This is a genomic window from Salicibibacter cibi (assembly GCF_016495865.1).
Classification (GTDB): Bacteria; Bacillota; Bacilli; order Bacillales; family Marinococcaceae; genus Salicibibacter; species Salicibibacter cibi.
Genome location: NZ_CP054706.1, coordinates 2573743 through 2592194 on the forward strand (window position 1 = coordinate 2573743; position 18452 = coordinate 2592194).

At 43.8% G+C, this 18452-nt stretch carries 15 protein-coding genes and 1 pseudogene; 3 read left to right on the top strand and 13 right to left on the bottom strand.

What is annotated here, in order from left to right:
• Positions 1-330: 330 nt before the first annotated feature.
• From cydC to HUG20_RS12875, 7 genes are all read right to left on the bottom strand, one after another.
• Entirely contained in the window at positions 331-2055 is a 1725-nt protein-coding gene (gene cydC / locus HUG20_RS12845) for a thiol reductant ABC exporter subunit CydC (RefSeq protein WP_200085063.1), read from the bottom strand.
• On the bottom strand, positions 2055-3785 hold the full coding sequence (cydD, locus tag HUG20_RS12850) for a thiol reductant ABC exporter subunit CydD (RefSeq protein WP_200085064.1): 1731 nt from the start codon (positions 3783-3785) through the stop codon (positions 2055-2057). Before cydD ends, cydC begins: the two co-directional genes overlap by 1 nt.
• Positions 3786-3811: 26 nt before the next feature.
• Positions 3812-4825, bottom strand: coding sequence for a cytochrome d ubiquinol oxidase subunit II (locus HUG20_RS12855; RefSeq protein WP_200085065.1), 1014 nt, complete (start codon positions 4823-4825; stop codon positions 3812-3814).
• Positions 4822-6180 carry a cytochrome ubiquinol oxidase subunit I gene (locus HUG20_RS12860; RefSeq protein WP_200085066.1) on the bottom strand — a complete coding sequence of 453 codons (1359 nt, stop codon included), beginning with the start codon at positions 6178-6180 and terminating at the stop codon, positions 4822-4824. Before HUG20_RS12860 ends, HUG20_RS12855 begins: the two co-directional genes overlap by 4 nt.
• 291 nt (positions 6181-6471) lie before the next feature.
• Positions 6472-6798, bottom strand: a complete 327-nt coding sequence (locus tag HUG20_RS12865; protein WP_200085067.1) for a glycine betaine ABC transporter substrate-binding protein — start codon at positions 6796-6798, stop codon at positions 6472-6474.
• Positions 6799-6807: 9 nt separating this feature from the next.
• Positions 6808-7950 (bottom strand): MFS transporter, encoded by a 1143-nt coding sequence (locus HUG20_RS12870; protein ID WP_343073177.1) that lies wholly within the window; start codon positions 7948-7950, stop codon positions 6808-6810.
• Between the two features lie 356 nt (positions 7951-8306).
• A complete protein-coding gene (locus HUG20_RS12875; protein WP_200085068.1) occupies positions 8307-8861 on the bottom strand; it encodes a TetR/AcrR family transcriptional regulator in 555 nt (184 codons plus the stop codon).
• A gap of 151 nt (positions 8862-9012) precedes the next feature.
• Here HUG20_RS12875 and HUG20_RS12880 point away from each other — a divergent pair, with 151 nt between their 5' ends.
• Positions 9013-11091 carry a catalase gene (locus HUG20_RS12880; protein ID WP_200085069.1) on the top strand — a complete coding sequence of 693 codons (2079 nt, stop codon included), beginning with the start codon at positions 9013-9015 and terminating at the stop codon, positions 11089-11091.
• A 76-nt stretch (positions 11092-11167) separates the two neighbouring features.
• Here HUG20_RS12880 and HUG20_RS12885 read toward each other — a convergent pair whose 3' ends face one another.
• Positions 11168-11665: a LysM peptidoglycan-binding domain-containing protein gene (locus HUG20_RS12885; protein WP_200085070.1), complete on the bottom strand. Its 498-nt coding sequence runs from the start codon at positions 11663-11665 to the stop codon at positions 11168-11170.
• Between the two features lie 445 nt (positions 11666-12110).
• Between HUG20_RS12885 and HUG20_RS12890 the strand changes: the two genes are divergently transcribed.
• On the top strand, positions 12111-12782 hold the full coding sequence (locus tag HUG20_RS12890) for an apolipoprotein A1/A4/E family protein (RefSeq protein WP_200085071.1): 672 nt from the start codon (positions 12111-12113) through the stop codon (positions 12780-12782).
• 154 nt (positions 12783-12936) lie between these two features.
• On the opposite strand, the gene HUG20_RS12895 is transcribed toward HUG20_RS12890, so the two are convergent.
• From HUG20_RS12895 to HUG20_RS12915, 5 genes are all read right to left on the bottom strand, one after another.
• Positions 12937-13101: a hypothetical protein gene (locus tag HUG20_RS12895; RefSeq protein WP_200085072.1), complete on the bottom strand. Its 165-nt coding sequence runs from the start codon at positions 13099-13101 to the stop codon at positions 12937-12939.
• Between the two features lie 44 nt (positions 13102-13145).
• Positions 13146-14747, bottom strand: a complete 1602-nt coding sequence (locus HUG20_RS12900) for a long-chain fatty acid--CoA ligase (RefSeq protein ID WP_200085073.1) — start codon at positions 14745-14747, stop codon at positions 13146-13148.
• Positions 14744-15889, bottom strand: a complete 1146-nt coding sequence (locus HUG20_RS12905) for a CaiB/BaiF CoA transferase family protein (protein WP_246476404.1) — start codon at positions 15887-15889, stop codon at positions 14744-14746. Before HUG20_RS12905 ends, HUG20_RS12900 begins: the two co-directional genes overlap by 4 nt.
• Before the next feature lie 193 nt (positions 15890-16082).
• Positions 16083-17714, bottom strand: coding sequence for a BCCT family transporter (locus HUG20_RS12910; protein WP_200085074.1), 1632 nt, complete (start codon positions 17712-17714; stop codon positions 16083-16085).
• Positions 17715-17861: 147 nt separating this feature from the next.
• Complete coding sequence (locus tag HUG20_RS12915; RefSeq protein ID WP_200085075.1) at positions 17862-18176, bottom strand: hypothetical protein; 315 nt, start codon at positions 18174-18176, stop codon at positions 17862-17864.
• A gap of 171 nt (positions 18177-18347) precedes the next feature.
• On the opposite strand from HUG20_RS12915, the pseudogene HUG20_RS12920 reads away from it, so the two are divergent.
• Positions 18348-18431: pseudogene (locus HUG20_RS12920) on the top strand (YjcZ family sporulation protein); the annotation flags it as partial.
• Between the last annotated feature and the right edge of the window lie 21 nt (positions 18432-18452).

Here is an 18452-nt window from a genome sequence, read left to right on the forward strand (position 1 = left end):
ATCATCCGTTTTATAATGTTTTTTTATCATAACAGATTTTGCTTAATGAACGGAAATGAAGCATGATTTTAAAAATCTGATAAGAACTAAACCGGACGTGAAGTAGATAAACATATAACGTATAGATATTTATGGGAGACCCAATGGAGCTGTGCTGAAAGGAATGAGTGATCAGCATTGAATGGAATCGGCTGAAAAATTTCAGCTAACGCCATCCCCGGAGAATACGAGGGATTTTTGCATTCTGTTTTATCCTGAATAACACTATACCTCCAAGTGAAAGCGTGAATAACCCATTCCTCATGTAAAAAGCTCAAGGAAAGTACAGTATTAAAGGACTGCAAGCACTTCTCGCTCTAATTGTTTCATTTCATAAAAATATCCCCGATTGGACATAAGATTGGCATAAGTTCCTTTTTCAATGACCCCACCTTCTTCCATGACTATGATTTGGTCCATGTTCTCCAATCCTGTTAAACGATGGCTGATTAATATGACCGTGTCATCTTTGGCTTGATGCCACAAATGCTGAAATATCTTTTTTTCTGTTAGAGCATCGATTGAAGAGGTAGGTTCATCCAATAACCAAATTCGTCCATCTTTTAACAAGACGCGAGCAATGGCAAGCCTTTGTTTCTCTCCATCAGAGAGATTTTCTCCACGTTCATAGACGTGATCATCCAACGAAAGATTATCCAGGTTTACTTTTTGTAACGCGGATTTGATCTCTGTCCCTGTGCGCTCTGGATCCGTTAATAAAAGATTTTCTTGAACAGATCCATAAAAGAAATGATTCTCCTGCATGACCACATTAATGGCTTCCCAAATGCTTTGCTCTTTGAGTTCGGTAACGTTTCTCCCGTTTAATGATACTTCCCCTTGATGAAGACTCACCAGTTTTAGCATTAGGGCCATTAGTGTTGATTTACCTGATCCGCTTGCGCCAACAATAGCTGTTTTGGATCCTGGAGGGATGCTAAAACTCACATTGTTGACGGCTGGATAGTGTTCATCTTGAAATTGAACATTGACATTGTTTACATCAATGTGTATCGGTTTATTTTGCGGTAGTTCAAATTGCTGATGTTCAGTATTGAATGCCGCTTCACTTTGTATGGTCGTTGACAATCTGCCGGCTGCCTGTGTACTTTCGCGCAAATAAGCAGGGAAAGATGCCATTGGGACCGCTTCTTCAAAAACGGTAGAGGCGATCATCACCAGCATCGCCAAGAATACCCCTTCCATGTGTCCTTCAGACACCAAATAAGCGCCAACTCCAAGCACGAGCACCGAAATGGCTAATGCCATTAAAGTATTGAGCGCTTGGTTGCCAGTTAAATAACGCCCCTCCGCTTCTTGTTCTTGGATTAAGTCCTTGGAGGCTTGTAATAATTCCTTCTCTTTCCTATCAACTTGCTGATAGACCTTCAAATCCCTGAAACCATGCAAGAACTCCGTGACTTTCGTCGATAACGTTGCACGCTTTTCTCCTACATTGTTTTGAAGTTGCTTTTGGCGGACGGTAAACCATGCGGGGATAATAAACGCTGTCAACAGCAAGCCAAGCACAAAGACAAAAGCAATCAGTATCGAGAAATACCCCACAAACAAAATGGTCATAAGAAAGACCAACACTAATACAATAGGTGGGTAAAATACACGTAAAAAGTAGTTCTGCAACCGCTCGACATCCCCTACAATGCGGGCAAGTAAATCCCCGCTTCGATAGTGGTGAAAAATCGCCGGCGCCAAAGGTTCCAACTTTTGATAAAAGGCGACCCTTAAGCGGCTTAGGATGGAAAAAGTCGCTCGATGAGAATAATACCTTTCTGCGTAACGACTTAATGCACGAACCAAACCGAGCATTTTCACGGTTGATGTGAGGACGATTAATGCATACAACGGTGGTGCCAAAGCTGCTTGTGATATCAAGTAACCACTTGCGGCAAAGAGGCCAACACCTGCAATCCCGGTTATAAAGCCCGCAATTATGGATAGGAGGACGTCTTTTTTTTCTTGAATGACAGTCTTTGTGACCGCAGCAAGCTCTTTCATCACTCCAACCTCCTTAATTGAGCATCAACCATATCAGCATATAGTGGCGACTGGGTCATCAACATTTCATGGGAGCCAGTAGCCATGAGCTTCCCGTTTTCCAATAATAAAATGCGATCAACATTTTGTATTGTATACAAACGATGGGCAACCGTTATCATCGTCGCATTCTTTCCGAGTTCGCGGATGGAGGCTTGCAATATATCTTCCGTTTGTAAATCGAGGCCCACTGTTGGTTCATCAAACAATATAATAGATGGTTTCTTCAAAAATGCCCTGGCGAGGGATAGCCGTTGTTTCTCTCCTCCAGAAAGACCTCGTCCCCCTTCGCCAACGATGGTTTCATATCCATCATGAAGACTTTTAATCTTTTCTGCAATGCCGGCCTGTCTTGCTGCATACATCACTTCATCCGATGATACTTGGTCAGTAAGACCAATCGAAATATTTTCGCCAATACTTCCTGAAAAAATGTAAGGATGCTGTGTAATATAGCTGATGTGTTTATACCAGCTTTGCTCTTGATACTCAAACAAGTTATGACCATCGATGGTTATTGTGCCTTGCATTGGCTTCATTAACCCAGCAAGGACATTTAATAATGTTGTTTTCCCCGATCCACTTTTTCCCACAATGGCTACATGTTCATAAGGGGAAATCTTTACTGAAATCTTTTCAAGCGCAAAATCTTCTGGCTGATACTGAAAACTCACATGAGAAAGTTCAATTTGAGGAGGGATTTTTTCACCCGGAATTTGTTTGTCTCCCCATTGAATATTGTTTCTTGTATTTGCAAGTTCTTCCTCAACTTTTTTTGCTGCCCCCATACTTGCGCGCCCATTATGAAATGCCGTCCCAAGGTCTCTCAATGACAAATAAAAATCGGGAACGAGCAATAGAATAAAAAAGGCAGTAAAAAACGTGAGACTTTCATAAATGATGAGCTGCAGCGCGATCTCTAGTGCAATAATACCGATACTTAACATCATAACAATTTCAAGCATAAAGGAATTTGTAAAAGCAACTTTTAGAATATCCATTGTGGCATTTTTGAAACCGATGCTGCTTTCTTCAATACGATTTTGCTGTTGTTTTGAACGGCCGAACAACTTTAACGTTACCAAGCCTTGTAAAGAATCAAGAAAAGTTCCAGAAAAGGCTTCTAACTGAGTGAACTGCTCCTCAGACTTTCTCTTGGTTTGAAGACCCACTAACATCATAAACAACGGAATAAATGGCGCGGTGAACATCATGATCAGTGCGGAGTTTATATGCTGGGTAAAGACAACAATGAGGATGATCACAGGGATCAATGTGGTTCGCATCAAATGGGGGATATACTGGCTAAAGTAATGATCAACATTATCTACTGAATCCATGAGAATACTGACTTTTCCGCCCGATTGCCTTTCCAAAGATGTATGGAGGGATGAACCGGCCATCTTCTGCAATAATCGTTCCCTGAAATCTTGTTTTGTCTGAGCAGCCATTTTTATTCCTGTTCGCCCACTAGCATAAATGGAATATACACGGATCAGGATGACTCCAAGTAATAGGAGCAGAAATGGAAAGATATTAGCAAACGCAATTTCCCGCAGAAACACGCCATCAATAATGGTTGCCATGATGGCGCCCTGGCTAATCATGGCAGTTGCCAGCAAAAAAGCGAACCCAAGCAAAAGTGCTATGCTTTTTTTTTGCTGCGATAGGCTTTCTTTTAAAAGGTTCATTTCACCATATCCCTTTCAGGTTGCTTTTACTTTTTCCCCTTCACATAATCTGCATCGAAAAGAAATAGTTTAAATACCAAGGCGAGAGAGGGAATAAGCAAGAATAAACCCGCAATAAAGGCAATGACCAGGGCAATGCCCATAGATTCATGAGTTGCCCCATCTTGAATCGTAATATATGGATCCAAAATATACGGGTAATGGCCGATCCCATATGCGAAAAAAGCAAAAAAGAACTGCATCATAACACTCATAAACGCAAGTCCATATCTTTTTCCGGAATAAAGGAGCCAGACCGATAACAAGAAAAATCCAACAGAGAGTCCAAGCATCCACCATAAATCCATCATGTTATGAAAATGTCTTTCATTATGCTGACTGAGAAAAATAAATGTCGTTAAAGCCGCCACAATCATAGGTGTACTCCAAAACATAGCGTAAGTGCGTACCAGTTTCAAAGCGGGTTGATCATTTGCTCGCGAGGCATAAAAAGTTAAGAAGGTAGCACTAATAAAGAGGACAGATACTAAAGCAAGTGCAACAATGCTCCACGATAATGGGCTTGTGAACAATGCAAAATATTCAAGTGAAACCCATCCGTTTTCTTCCACAATAAAGCCGCCCTCTGATATGGTCAGTGCTACAGAGAGAGATGCCGGAATTAACAATCCCGTTGCTCCATATAAAAATAAATAAATGGTGCTATCCTTCGATCCGTAGTTTTCAAAAGCGTAGAATGATCCACGAATAGCAATTAAGACGATTGCCAAGCTCGCCGGAACAAGTAACGCACTTCCGTAATAATAAGCGGTATCTGGGAAAAAGCCTACGATTCCAACAAAAAAGAACACAAAAAAGACGTTCGTAATTTCCCATACAGGGGATAAATACCTGGAGATTAATTGATTGATAATATGGTCTTTCTTCGTTACTTTCGCGTAATACGCAAAAAACCCGGCACCAAAATCAATGGAAGCTACGATTAAATAACCATACAGAAAGAGCCATAATACGGTTATACCTATCAGTTCATAGCTCATGATTGATCACCTATTTCTTTTTCCAATTCAAGTTCTGCTGGATTACCACGGAACAGCTTCCGCAAGACCACGATACATAACGTTCCAAGAACAATGTAAAGCGCAAGGAACAGTAAAAACATAAGACCAATATAGGGTGAAGAAGTAGCAGCTTCTTCTACAGTCATAAAGCCCCGAATAATCCAGGGTTGTCTCCCCAATTCAGCAAAGTACCACCCTAATTCAATAGCAAGAAACGCTAAAGGTCCACAAAGCACAATGAGCCGGAGAAGCCAACGGTTATGCTCATTTCGCTTCTTCCTGAAATTGAACATAAAATACAACAGACTTACAGCTGGTAGTATGAAACCAATCATTACCATTAGATCAAACAAATAATGAACGATCAGAGGTGGTGTTTCCGATTCAGGAAATTCTTCCAGGCCGATCACTTCCGCATCGAAATCCCCAAATGCCAGAAAGCTTAGAAAGCTGGGGATACGTATGTCGCCTTGAACGTTTTGATTTTCATCGAGCCATCCAAATAATCTTAAATCCGCGTTTTCTTCCGTTTCAAAATGCCACTCCGCAGCAGCAAGCTTCTCAGGTTGATCTGCTCCCAAATATTTTGCAGAAAGGTCTCCGGATAGAACGTTCACCGCGCCGAAAAATAGAACGATGCTCATGAGCATTTTTAGAGCTTTTTTATGATAATCAGCGGATTGAATTTTTTGGGAGTCCGATGCTTTCTTCTTTAATAACATAAAAGCCGCAATCGCTGCCAATAAAACAGCTCCCGTTAAATATGCAGAGGAAAGCACATGAAATACTTTGGAAGGCGTTGCGGTGTTTAGCATCGCTTCCATAGGGTTTACTGCCGCAAATTGCCCTCCCTCTAGCACAAATCCCTCCGGTTGATTCAGGAAGCCGTTCACTGTGGTAATAAACACAGCAGACATCCCTGCGCCAATCACGATAGGTAACGAAAGCAACCAGTGCAGATAAGGGTTTTTAAATCTTCCCCAAGTGTATAAATACATTCCCAAAAAAATCGCTTCAAAAAAGAAAGCAAATACTTCCATAAACAATGGCAACGCAATGACATTACCAGCCACTTGCATAAAATTTGGCCATACAAGCGAAAGCTGTAAGCCGATAGCTGTTCCTGTCACAACACCAATAGCTACTGTAATGATAAAGCCTCTCGTCCAACGCTTGGCCATAAGCACATATCTTGGATCTCTCTTCTTAATGCCCATAAACTCAGCGATGGAGATCATTAATGGGATCCCTACACCAATGGTTGCAAATATAATATGGAAGGTCAGGGTTAACCCCGTTAGCAACCTACTGATCAAAACTGTATCAAGTTCCAAAAGGATCCTCCTTTCTCCACTATAAAAGTAGTCAGAGAAACGATTCGCTGCTTATTTCAATATATATGTATTATCGGGCAAAAAGCAACAAGCTGGCTATTTTGTCAATGAATCTTATTTTCTTTTTGACGTTTTCATGAAGAGGTTTCTTTTTTAATCCCAATTATTTTTTGTCAAACAAGTGATAACTCCATTGTTTGCTGACATCATACATACATCTCTCTTCCTATCTTCAAACTCTATGAAATATAAGAAACCCCAGAGAAAAGGGCATTTCCCCGAGGTCTCTTTCTAATCTTCCAAGTCCTCAATGGAGTCAATGTCCATGTATTCCGGCACAACGAAACCGATGGCAGCTTCGCCTTCCAAATGCGGGCCTAAATCATCGACTTCGTCTTCTATTTGTTCATAATACGTCCCGTGCGTTCTCGGTAACCATGCACCCGTCATGGCATCAGCATCCCCATTTGAGATGGCTGTATACATATGGCTCGCTTCCACTATGGTCATCTCTACATCATAGCCTATGTCATCAAGAACCAAGGCCAGCACATGAACCGAAGCAAGAAGATCAATCCAATCTGTTTTGCCCCTGAATTTGTACCACCTCCTTTTCAATTGAAGTTCCTATTTTTTAATCTCTTTCGGTCCTAGCATCATGGCCACAATACCCATAAAACCGTAGATGGCGAATGTAAGCGTAAATCCGCCAAGATCAATAAACATTCCCGCGAATATGGATCCTATGACTTGCCCGACAGCCAGAAGCAAAAACGGTGTCCCGATCCCTAATGAAGCATTGGTCATAAATACCCTTATTCCCCAGACCATCAACACTCCTGTAATAAAGATATAGGAGACTCCAAATAAAGAAGCCGAAAAGTAAGACGCAGCCCATTGTTCCGGAAGCCAAGCAAGCAATAAAGAGGCCATTCCAATGATGAGGCTGCCCCACTTATACGCCCACGGAAGTCCGAAGCGTTGAATGAGCGAACCGGAGAAACCGCCTAATATTCCAAAAATACCGATAATAATCCAGAACAACGAGAGCTGCCAATCGCTATAGGTGTTCGTCGATTCGAGAAAATCGATGGCAAAAGTCCAAAAAGCCGCTGTGGATATTCCAAGCGTTGTCGAGCAAATGATTAAAGGTACGGCACCTTCCACTAGCCTGAAAGAGAACTCCCCCCGCTCAAAAGTTACACGAGGCCTGGTTCCGAGCGAAGGGATCACCTTTGCATTCCAGATGAGTGCAAGAAGCGCAATCAGTGCATAGATAACATAGGTTAATCGCCATTCTGATGCTAGAATAAGCGCTCCTGCTCCTGAAAGAGCAAGACCGATGCTTGTGCCGGCATTAATCCACGTATTGGCTTTTCCTTGATTTTTTTCTTTAATCCAAAGAGAAATCGCTGCCCCGTATGGCGGCGACACAAGACCTGTGCTTCCGCCGGCAAACAAGACTCCTAATGCTAAAGTCCACACATTGGGCGATGCCCCCATGATTAATAATCCAATAAAGGCGGAGGCTCCGGCCGCAAGAATCATGACACGTGGTCCCTTATCGGTTGTTAAGACAACAGTAGAGTAAACAATGGCAAAGCAATAGGCGAGATAGAAAAGCGAAGAGATGATTCCGGACATCGATGAGGACATTTCCAGGTCTTGACTGATATTTGGCAGCAACAATCCGTAGCTAAACCTTGCAAACCCATAGGTAACGGCAATCATTGTAATACCGGGAAGAACCAATTTTGAAAATCTAATCATGCCCTCACCACCTTTCTCTATTATATAGAACGACCTTTATAATTTTTGCGTAAAAAAATACGATGGCGTACGAACGATCCTTTTGCCAACGACACGGGTATTGATTCGAATATTTTCGGGTCGATTTTCCCTCTCGGAGTTGCTTCACCCGTCTTTGAGGGATTACTTCAGGTTGATTATCCCTCTCAGCACAACTTCACCCGCTTTTGAGGGATTACTTCCTCCTCGAAATCACTCAACCGCTTTTAGAGGTTTCCTATCCGGTTTTAAAACCTGTTCATCCAATGGGCGTAAGCACATCTTACCAATTTCACTACATTATATAGAACGACCTTTATATTCCCTGTACAAAAAAATCACGATGCCGGATAAACGATTCTTTTTGCCATCGCCATCGCATATTCCGTCGCTTTTTCTGCCCCAATCAACGTTGTCATCGATGTTGCTCCTTCAAGTAGCAGTGTAAAATAATGGGCTAAGTCACTATGATCGTCTTCACCAAGCCGTTTGGCCAACGTTTGAAAATACCGTAACAGCCTTGCTTTGTGCGAACGAGCAATATTTTCAATGTCATTATTGGTTCCCGCATAATCTTCAATCGCTCGTAAAAACATATCCCCTTGATAGGATTCTTCTGCTAGCCATTTTCCATGGGCTTCGACAGCAAAAAGAAAAGGCGTTTCGTCTTCCCCTTGCACAAGGGCATCCAAATACGACCAATATCTTTCCTCCCGTTGTTTTAACACTTCTTCTACTAACTGTTCCTTGGAGGAAAAGTGATTATACAGTGTCATCGTTGCAACATTTGCTTCGCTAATAATTTGCTTCAGGCCAACACCGCGGAAACCATACTCATAAAAAAGTCTTTCTGCCGCATTTAAAAGATCCGCTTTTTTTACAGGTGTATTCATATCGATCCCCTTTATATAGAACGACCTTTACATTTAAATTAACATGTTATCTTTTCAGGATCAACCGCTCTGTAATACGTAACCAATAAACACTTCTACTCTAAAAATTACTATCATATGTATGCAAAAGAATAGCACGGGAGGTCATTCCATGGATGATTACAAAGACAAGTCATCGTCCCGATACAAAAAATCGGCAAGAAGAGATCAAAAAGATGAGCAGTTGGAACAATATCGGAAAAGAAACACCGGAAAAGGAAAGAAAATGACCGATGATAACGGGGTAAGGGTTTCAAATGACCGAAGGACATTAAGGGCGGGAAGACGCGGCCCCCTCACATTCAATGACTTTCATTTTTATAAAAAACAGTCTCATTTCAGCCGGGAACGAATTCCAGAAAAAGTCGTTCATGCGAGAGGCTTTGGGGTATATGGAGAATTTGAAACATATCAATCGTTAAGGCATCTCACCAGTGCACACTTTTTGGGTGAAGCCGAACGCAAAACACCCGTGTTTATTCGTTTTTCCAATTTTGTCGGGAGTAAAGGATCGAAGGATACAGCCGTCGATATTCGTGGCTTTGCGGTCAAATTTTACACAGAAGAAGGCAATTATGATTCATTATCCCTGCAATTTCCGATTTTTATTCTTGCCGATGCCATGAAATTTATGGATTTGACTCATGCTGCTAAACCGAGCCCGGTGACGGATGTTCCGCAAGCGACGACTGCACATGATAGTTTTTGGGATTACGTCGCCAACAATCAAGAATCCGCCCATATGGTGATGTGGTTGATGTCGATGCGCGGTCGGCCAAGAAGCTGGCGGATGATGGAAGCTTGGCCAATTAATACGTTTCGGTTTGTGAATGAACATGGAAAATCGACGTTTGTCCGCTTTAAATGGGAGCCGAAACTCGGTGTCCATTCATTGTTGTTGGATGAAGCAAATGTGATCGGAGGGGTTGATCCGGACTTTCACCGCCGCGATATTATCGAAGCGATTAAAATGGGCGCATATCCTGAATATGAGCTCGGCATCCAGTTGATTGAGGAAGAAGATGAATTTAAGTTTGATTTTGATATTTTGGATGATACAAAACTATGGCCGGAGGAAGAAATTCCTGTTGAAATCATCGGGAAAATGACGTTAAACCGGCTTGTTGATAATTTCTTTGCTGAAGATGAGCAGTCGGTCCTTGACCCTGCCAATGTAGTGCCGGGCATTGACTTCACGCACGATCCCGTTTTACAAGGAAGGGCATTTGCGTACAGGGACACAGAATTACACCGACAAAATTCAGCCAACATCGAGGACATCCCGGTGAACAGACCGATCACTGAAAGGAATTTTAACCTTCGTGACAGCTTTCAAAGGCATCGAATCGATGTTGATGCTGTTCACTATCATGAAAATTCGTTAGCGGGAAATACACCGGCTGAGGCGTCTCCCGAGGAAGGCGGGTACGTCAATTACCCTACGGAAGTGGAAGGACATTTGACTAGGAACGTCCCCAGCGATTCATTTCTTGATTTCTTTTCACAGGCAAGACTTTTCTGGAACAGTTTATCCCCTGTTGAAAAACAAGACTTGATCGAAACGTTTAATTTTCACCTCGGATATGTCGAGAGTGAATCAGTCCGACAGCAAAATGTGGAGATGTGGGCAAACGTTGATCGGGAAATGGCTTGTACGATTGCCGATAATATTGGTGTCGAACGTCCGAAAGGCACCCATGTCCCGGTCACAAAAAGCTCACCGGCGCTTAGTCAGGCTAACACTCCGCATTATGCCTATACACAAAAAGTTGCTGTTTTAATCGGTGACGGATTTAGTGGTAGCGAGGTAAGAAATGTGATCGAATTGCTATACGAATATGGCGTTTTTATCGAATTCGTCAGTGATAAGCTCGGTACGGCCACCGGCGACGATGGGACAAAAATCGATATTGATTCCACGTTCATGACGAAATATTCTGTTTTGTTCGATTCCTTCTATGTCGTCGGTGGACATTCTAATAATGAAAATCAATTCCATCAAAATATCATTGATTTTATCAGTCAAGCGTACGAACAATATAAACCCATCGGCATTGCAACGGCTGCAACCGATTATTTTCAACAGGCAGATATAAGAAACTTGCCTGGCGTTGTTTTCGCCTCGAATAACCCTAACTTTGGGTATGAATTCGTTTCCGCCATCGCCCAACAACGTTTTTGGAACAGATGACATTGGTATATTAAGGCATGCCAGGGAAATAACGATGCTTATTTCCCTGTAATTTTGCGTAAGCAGAACTTCTGCATCATGGCACAAGCAATCCATATCCTGCAGGCAGAGCCGAGGGAGAAAAGCCGGGTCGCCGCTGGTTCATCTGTATAATCGTTTGCGGAGATACTCCGAGCGCTTGGCTAATGCTAAATAATGAATCGCCGGTGCTAACCGCGAATACGTTGATTGGAACTTCTATAAGCTGAAAGGGTTGCAGTGCATCCGCGTTCATTAACTGAGGATTGGCATTAATAAGGTTTTGGACAGGTATTGAAAAATCTTGGGCAATCCCATACAGGCTGTCACCGGGTTGAACGACATACAATACACGGTTTTGTGCATTGGTTTCATCCGGTACCGGCGCAATCAACCATTGGCCAGGATAAATGCCTTCCGGTTCAAGAAATGGCGGGAATATTCCATTGATTTGTGACATTCCCGGTACAGTGCTTCCCAATTTGTTCGCAACTGCGTAAAGCGTATCGTTTGGCTGAACAGGATAAACAATATAGGTTCCCCCAACAATCGGCATGTTTAACGTCCTCCTCGATTTACGTTCTTTTATCACCATAAGCAGTGCAGGCTTGTTTTGTGCTTGTATATTTTTTTCTAAAATAGCTCACCGTGGATGTGACGAAAGTTTTTGTTGAAGCACTGCAAATTGGAACAAAAAAACCTACCGGCAAATAGGCCGATGAGGGTTTTCTTTCATTGCACTTTAAAAAAATTGGAATGCAAGGAAATCCATCCGCGTCTAAACAACCCCCGGAAGATGTCATCAATAAAAAAGTTGAGCAGCACCAAGATAATGGAAATTAATTGCAGACATGTAAGCGGGAAAGAGGACAGTATTCTCCTTCCCGCTTCAATGCAGTCTATTATCGACACGAGGGTGAATGTTTCATTATACTTGTCATTATTAGATGAATGCGGTAGAATAATAGCAAACAAGCATTCTCTTCCGGGGAGGTGAAACGATGAACGAAAACTTGTTGGAACAAATATTGGCTGAAATGAAAGGTTTTAAACACGAGTTAGGCCATTTAAGAACAGATATGGAAACGCAAGGGCAGGACTTACGCACCGAAATAAACGGGCTGCGGTCTGAAATGAACGAACAAGTGGGTAGCTTGCGATCCGAAATGAACGAACAAGTAGGTGGCCTGCGATTCGAGATGAGCGAACAAGTAGGCGACCTGCGGTCCGAGATGAACGAACAAGTAGGTGGCCTGCGATCCGAAATGAGCGAACAAGTAGGTGGCCTGCGATCCGAAATGAGCGAACAAGTAGGTGGCCTGCGATCCGAGATGAGCGAACAAGTAGGTGGCCTGCGATCCGAAATGAACGAACAAGTAGGCGGCCTGCGATCCGAAATGAACGAACAAGTAGGCGGCCTGCGATCCGAGATGAGCGAACGTTTTGATCAGATTGATTCGCGTTTCGATCAGGTCGATGCAGAACTGTCTGTTATAAAAGGAGGCCAACAAGGTGTTCGAAAAGAAATGACCGATCGTTTTCGTGAAACGAATCAACATCTGAGCCACTTGCAGCGCCAAATGAACCTGCTTGATGCTGACTACCAGCTGCTTCTCCATAAGACAGTCCACACGGAAAGAGACATCAACCGTCTCATACACGAAGGTCAGTGATTGAAATAAAACCTCTTTCTTAAGCGGGAAAACTGTCTTCTTTGAATAAACACCGAATGATTGTCCCGCTTTTTTCTCCTTAGCTTCTTCAGCCCATATGTGAATACACTGTTGGGTGCTTTTCTTTGTTTTACTCTCGCCCTATAAGCATGATCTAACCAACCTCTTGCTTATCATTATTTTTCCCAAATAAAATATCATGGCTTTCGGCGTGAATATTTATATCATTCAGATGATCCTTGTCTCGAACACAATCAAGTGAAGGATGGGTTTGTCCGAATGCAAAACTAAGCCACACATCTATATAGTTATCTGCCAAAAAAGACAGAACCCCCTGGACTAGGTCCTGCCTTTTTCCGTTATTCATTGCTTTACCTTGTCCCGTAACGCTCTCTTCAAAAATTTCCCTACCGACGTTTTCGGAATATCATCCATAAAGATCACATCGTCGGGGAGCCACCATTTGGCAAATTGCGGTCGAAGATGATCGATAATATCATCTTTTGATATCAATACTTTTTCGGCATCTTTGACAACTACACATGCCACAGGACGTTCCTGCCATTTCGGATCGGCGACGGCAACCACTGCCGCTTCCTGTACAGCATCATGTGCCATAATCGCGTTTTCCAACTCTACCGACGAAATCCACTCGCCGCCGCTTTTGATCAAATCTTTCGTGCGGTCGACGATGTTGATGGATCCTTCCTCATCAATGGTCACAACATCTCCTGTGTGCAGCCATCCATCCTGAAACGCTTCCCCACTCCGGTCATCGCTATGATATTCATCGGCAATCCACGGACCGCGGATGAGCAGTTCGCCCATGTCCTCCCCGTCCCAATTGATATCGCCGTTTTCATTGATGGCCTTAATATCAATACCCGGAACCGCCATGCCCTGTGTCGAGCGAATATCCATGCGCTCCGCTTCAGGAAGCTCCTGTTGATAGCTTTTCAGACGGGATAAAGTTACAAGAGGCGTCGTTTCCGTCATCCCATAAGCATGAACAAAAGGAATGTTGTAATCCTTTTCAAATTTCTCGATCATTCCTTTTGGCGCTGCGGAACCCCCGCAGAGGACCGCCCGCAAGCTGCTCATGTCATAATTTTCTTGTTCCAACACTTGCAACAAACCGAGCCAAATCGTGGGAACGCCGGCAGTGATCGTTACGTTTTCATCTTGAATCAACTCTGCCAACAACTTAGGTGTAAAATTCGGTCCCGGCAACACTTGCTTAGATCCAAACCATGTGGACGAAAAAGGCATCCCCCACGCGTTGACATGGAACATGGGAACGACAGGCATACAGACATCATTCTCGGATGCCCCCGCCGAGTCGGCCAAACCGAGGGACAATGTGTGCAACGCAATCCCTCGATGGGAATAGACGACCCCTTTCGGCAATCCAGTCGTCGCCGACGTATAGCACATTGCTGCCGGTTCATTTTCATCGATATCCTGTAAGAATTCATACGTTTCGTCGCCGTCACGGATGAGTGCTTCATAAGAATATACCGGTTCTAGCGATGTTTCCGGAAGTTCATCTTTATCGGTCATCACCACGAACGTATGCGCAGACGTGAGCTTATCCTTGACCCGCTCGATCAATGGCAACAAGTCTTCATCAATTAGGAGCACACGGTCTTCAGCATGGTTAATAACGTGCACGAGATGCTCTTCCGGAAGACGGATATTGATCATGTGGATGACGCCGCCCATCCCGGGGACGCCAAAATACGCCTCCAGATGACGATGGTGGTTCCACGCAAAAGAGCCAACACGTTCGCCTCTTTGCACGCCAAGTTTTTCAAGGGCGCTTGCCAATGCGCGTGTACGTCTGCCAACGTCCCTGTATGTCAGGCGATGCGTCGTATCCAGTGTCCTGGAAACCACTTCTTTTTTCGGAAAATATGTTTCCGCACGTTCCAGCATCGGTGCTACCAATAGTGGTGTGTTCATCATTCCCGATCACATCCTTTATATTGTTTTCTAATTGCTGACATTATGTCATCCGTATGTTCTCCGAGCCGGGGAGCCACTGATCGGATGGATGCCGGACGCTCGGATAACTTAATCGGGAAACCGATGTGTTGCACGTCATTTACGCTTTGGACCATTTCCCTTTCAAGCACCTGCGGATCAAGTGTGACTTCTTCTATCGTGAGCAGCGGTGCCACACAAGCCTCTCTATCTTGAAACACATCCATCCATTCCGATAAATCTTTTTCGGAAATGACAGCTTGTATCTCCGCTTTTAAGCGATGTTGTTCGGCTATTGGGGCAAATTGCAGAGGGATGAATGCTTCTTTTCCGATTTCCTCACAAAACGCTTTCCAAAACTTCGGCTCCAAGGCACCGACGGACAACCAGCGCCCATCTTTCGTTTCATACACTTCGTAACAGGCGTTTCTACCGGCAAGCGGCAACTTTTCTTTTTGAATTGACTGTTTTTTTACAAAATATTCAGGAAGCATGGTTTGAAGCCAAGCGATGACCCCGTCCAACATGGAAATATCGATAAATTGTCCGCGACCGGTTTGTTGTTTTTCCAACAACGCGAGCAAAATACCTACCAAAGCAGGATAAGCACCCCCACCGATATCTGCGATTTGAACGGAAGGGACCGTCGGCTTTTCATTCGTTTTCCCCATTAAATGGAGAATCCCCGCGTAACTCAGATAATTAATGTCATGGCCGGAGAACTGCGCGTAGGGTCCGGTTTGCCCGTAACCGGTTATCGCGCAAAAAATCAGCCCGGGGTTAATGTCTTTCAATGTTTCATAACCGATTCCGAGCCTGTCCATGACACCAGGACGAAAAGATTCAACCACCACATCTGCAGTCTCGGCCAATTTTAAAAAATTGTCTTTTCCTTCCGTTGCTTTTAAATCAAACGTGACGCTCTTTTTATTGCGATTCAAAGAATGAAACAACGCGCTGTTTTCATCGACCATCGGCGGTGTCACACGCGCGTAATCTCCTACGTTCGGTTCTTCAATTTTAATCACTTCAGCACCAAAATCCGCAAGCAGCATCGTTGCGTAAGGCCCCGGCAAAAGCCGCGTAAGGTCAAGCACGCGAATGCCGCTGAGCGTCAATGACATTCGATCACCCCCTTCCGGCTGTCCGGTTTCGAATGGAATGTCAGCGCTTACACCCCTGAGTTAATCGTAGCAGTTTACCAGTAATTGAACAAGAGAAGCGGTAAGAAAACAAGGACTTTTTTCATCTCCCTCCGAAAGTTGTAAGGTACGCAAAAAAACAGCCCAAAAAGGGCTGTTTTAAGCGATTGAAGTTTTACTGGTTTTCTTCCTCTTCAATCTCGACATCCTCGTCAGGAAGCGATTGCTCGAATTCCTCACGTTTTTCTTCGAGTTCACGTTTGGATTCTTCTCGATAATTGGGTTCAAACTCTCGTTGTTTGCTTTCCAGACGTAAAATGTCGTACTCGCTGCTTAATGCCTTGATGAGTGATATACCCATCAGTATTACGACGAATGCGAACGGAAATGCGGCAATGAGCATCGCCATCTCCAAAGCTTCCAGACCGCCGGACCACAAAAGGACCCCGGCTGTTCCGGCAAGGATGATGCCCCAAATGATTTTAATATTCATGGAGGGGTTTAGCCGTCCACCAGTCGTCAGCATGGCGAGCACAAACGTCCCTGAATCGGCAGATGTAATAAAGAACGAGGAAATAAGGATTACAGCGATACCTATCACAAGAGAAGCCATCGGAAGGTTTTCCAGAAATCCAAATAAGGCAACTTCCTCGCCTGCCTCTGCAACCAGTTCATATAATGCCCCAGCATCCGCATTATTCATCTCAATGCCGGCGACACCGAAAATCGCGAACCAAATCGCACTAAACACGACAGGGACAGCTGTAACGCCGAGGACAAATTCCCGGATCGTTCTGCCTCGTGATACACGAGCAATAAACGTGCCGACGAATGGCGACCAGCCAATCCACCATGCCCAATAAAAGAGGGTCCAATCATTGAGAAACTCGCGCTCGCCGGTGAAGGCATTCATATTAAACGTCATACTGGGGAGATTCTGTATATAATTTCCCATCGTCGTCATAAACGACTCAGCCATCTGTACCGTCGAACCAAGCACGAAGACAAAGATCATCAGCGCGATCGCGATGACGATGTTCGTCCAGCTTAAATAGCGAATTCCCCGATTTATACCGGTAGTTGCCGACAGAATAAACAGAACGGTCACGATCAAGATTGTGATTAGTTGCGTGACAATATTATTTTCCAAACCCTCAAAACTGTAACTTAAACCAGCGGTAATCTGCGTGGCTCCCAAACCGAGCGACGTGGCGATCCCAAAAACAGTGGCAAACACGGCCAATACATCAATACTATGTCCCCAGCCACCCTTCATTCGATCGCCGAATAGCGGGGATAACGCAGAACTGATCAGAGCCGGAGCCTGATGCCGGAATTTAAAATAAGCAAGCGCCAATGCTACGACAGCATAAGTAGCCCACGGATGAAATCCCCAATGGAATAATGTATGTTGCAGCGACTCTGCAGCAGCTGCTGTCGAACCCGGATCCGCTGATGGCGGAGCATTATAATGTGTTAACGGTTCAGCAACACCGAAGAAAACCAGTCCGACGCCCATCCCTGCAGTAAAGAGAAAAGCGAACCATGTAAAATAACCGTATTCCGGTGTGTCATCCGGCTTTCCGAGTTTAATTCGCCCATACGGACTAACTACCATAAAAATGGCAAAGAGGACAAACCCCGTCATTACTAATAAATAAAACCATCCAAAGTTTGAAGCTAGAAATCCATCAATAAATCCCAGTACCGCCTCAACATTCTCGGGCAAAAAAGCACCCCAGGCAATAAAGACAGCAGCAATGGCTAACGCCACCCAAAACACGATGGTTACTTTTTTCTTTTTCATCCTAAATCCTCCTGACTTTAGTGTGACGAAAACTCTTCCTAGTGTATAACATTCACGTGAAATCCTTCAAGGTTTTATTCCCATATTATGTCGAAATTATGCATAAAAAATTGAAATTGCATCAAATATATTTCACAAATTACTATTTTACAGATATATCATATAGATAAGGATACTGCTGGATACAATATGCGGCAACAGGAATAGAAACAATTTCAAACTTATGTCGCTCCCCTCCTTGGCAGTTTCCTTATAATCCCCTCCCATTTGTTTTTTATGCCGGTACTCATCTTTAATGGTAATGAGGCTCACGACACTTAGGATAACAGCCCCCGCCATCGCTATCCAACCGGAAATCGTATATACATGGCTAACCTCTTGCGTAACAAGTGCTAATACGAGAATAAGCAACCATAGGATGAGTCCGCTTAAAAACCAATAACGTTTTTTCCCCTTATCCAATCCACTGCCCTCCCTCATTCCTGCGCCCTAAGAAGCCTATTTTTCGTGCACGAAAGTCTGTCGCAATCCTGCCTTTTTCGACTGTGCAGTTTTTATGTAGTCCAACTGCCCTTTCACTATCTGAGTGTTCATCATACATTATTACTGATACATGTTGAAAGGGGGATAAAAATGTACGGAGCAGGCGGAGGATTTGCGTTAATTGTTGTCCTGTTCATCCTTCTCATCATTGTCGGAACATCGTTTGGCGGCGGAAAAGGTTACGGCGGTTATGGT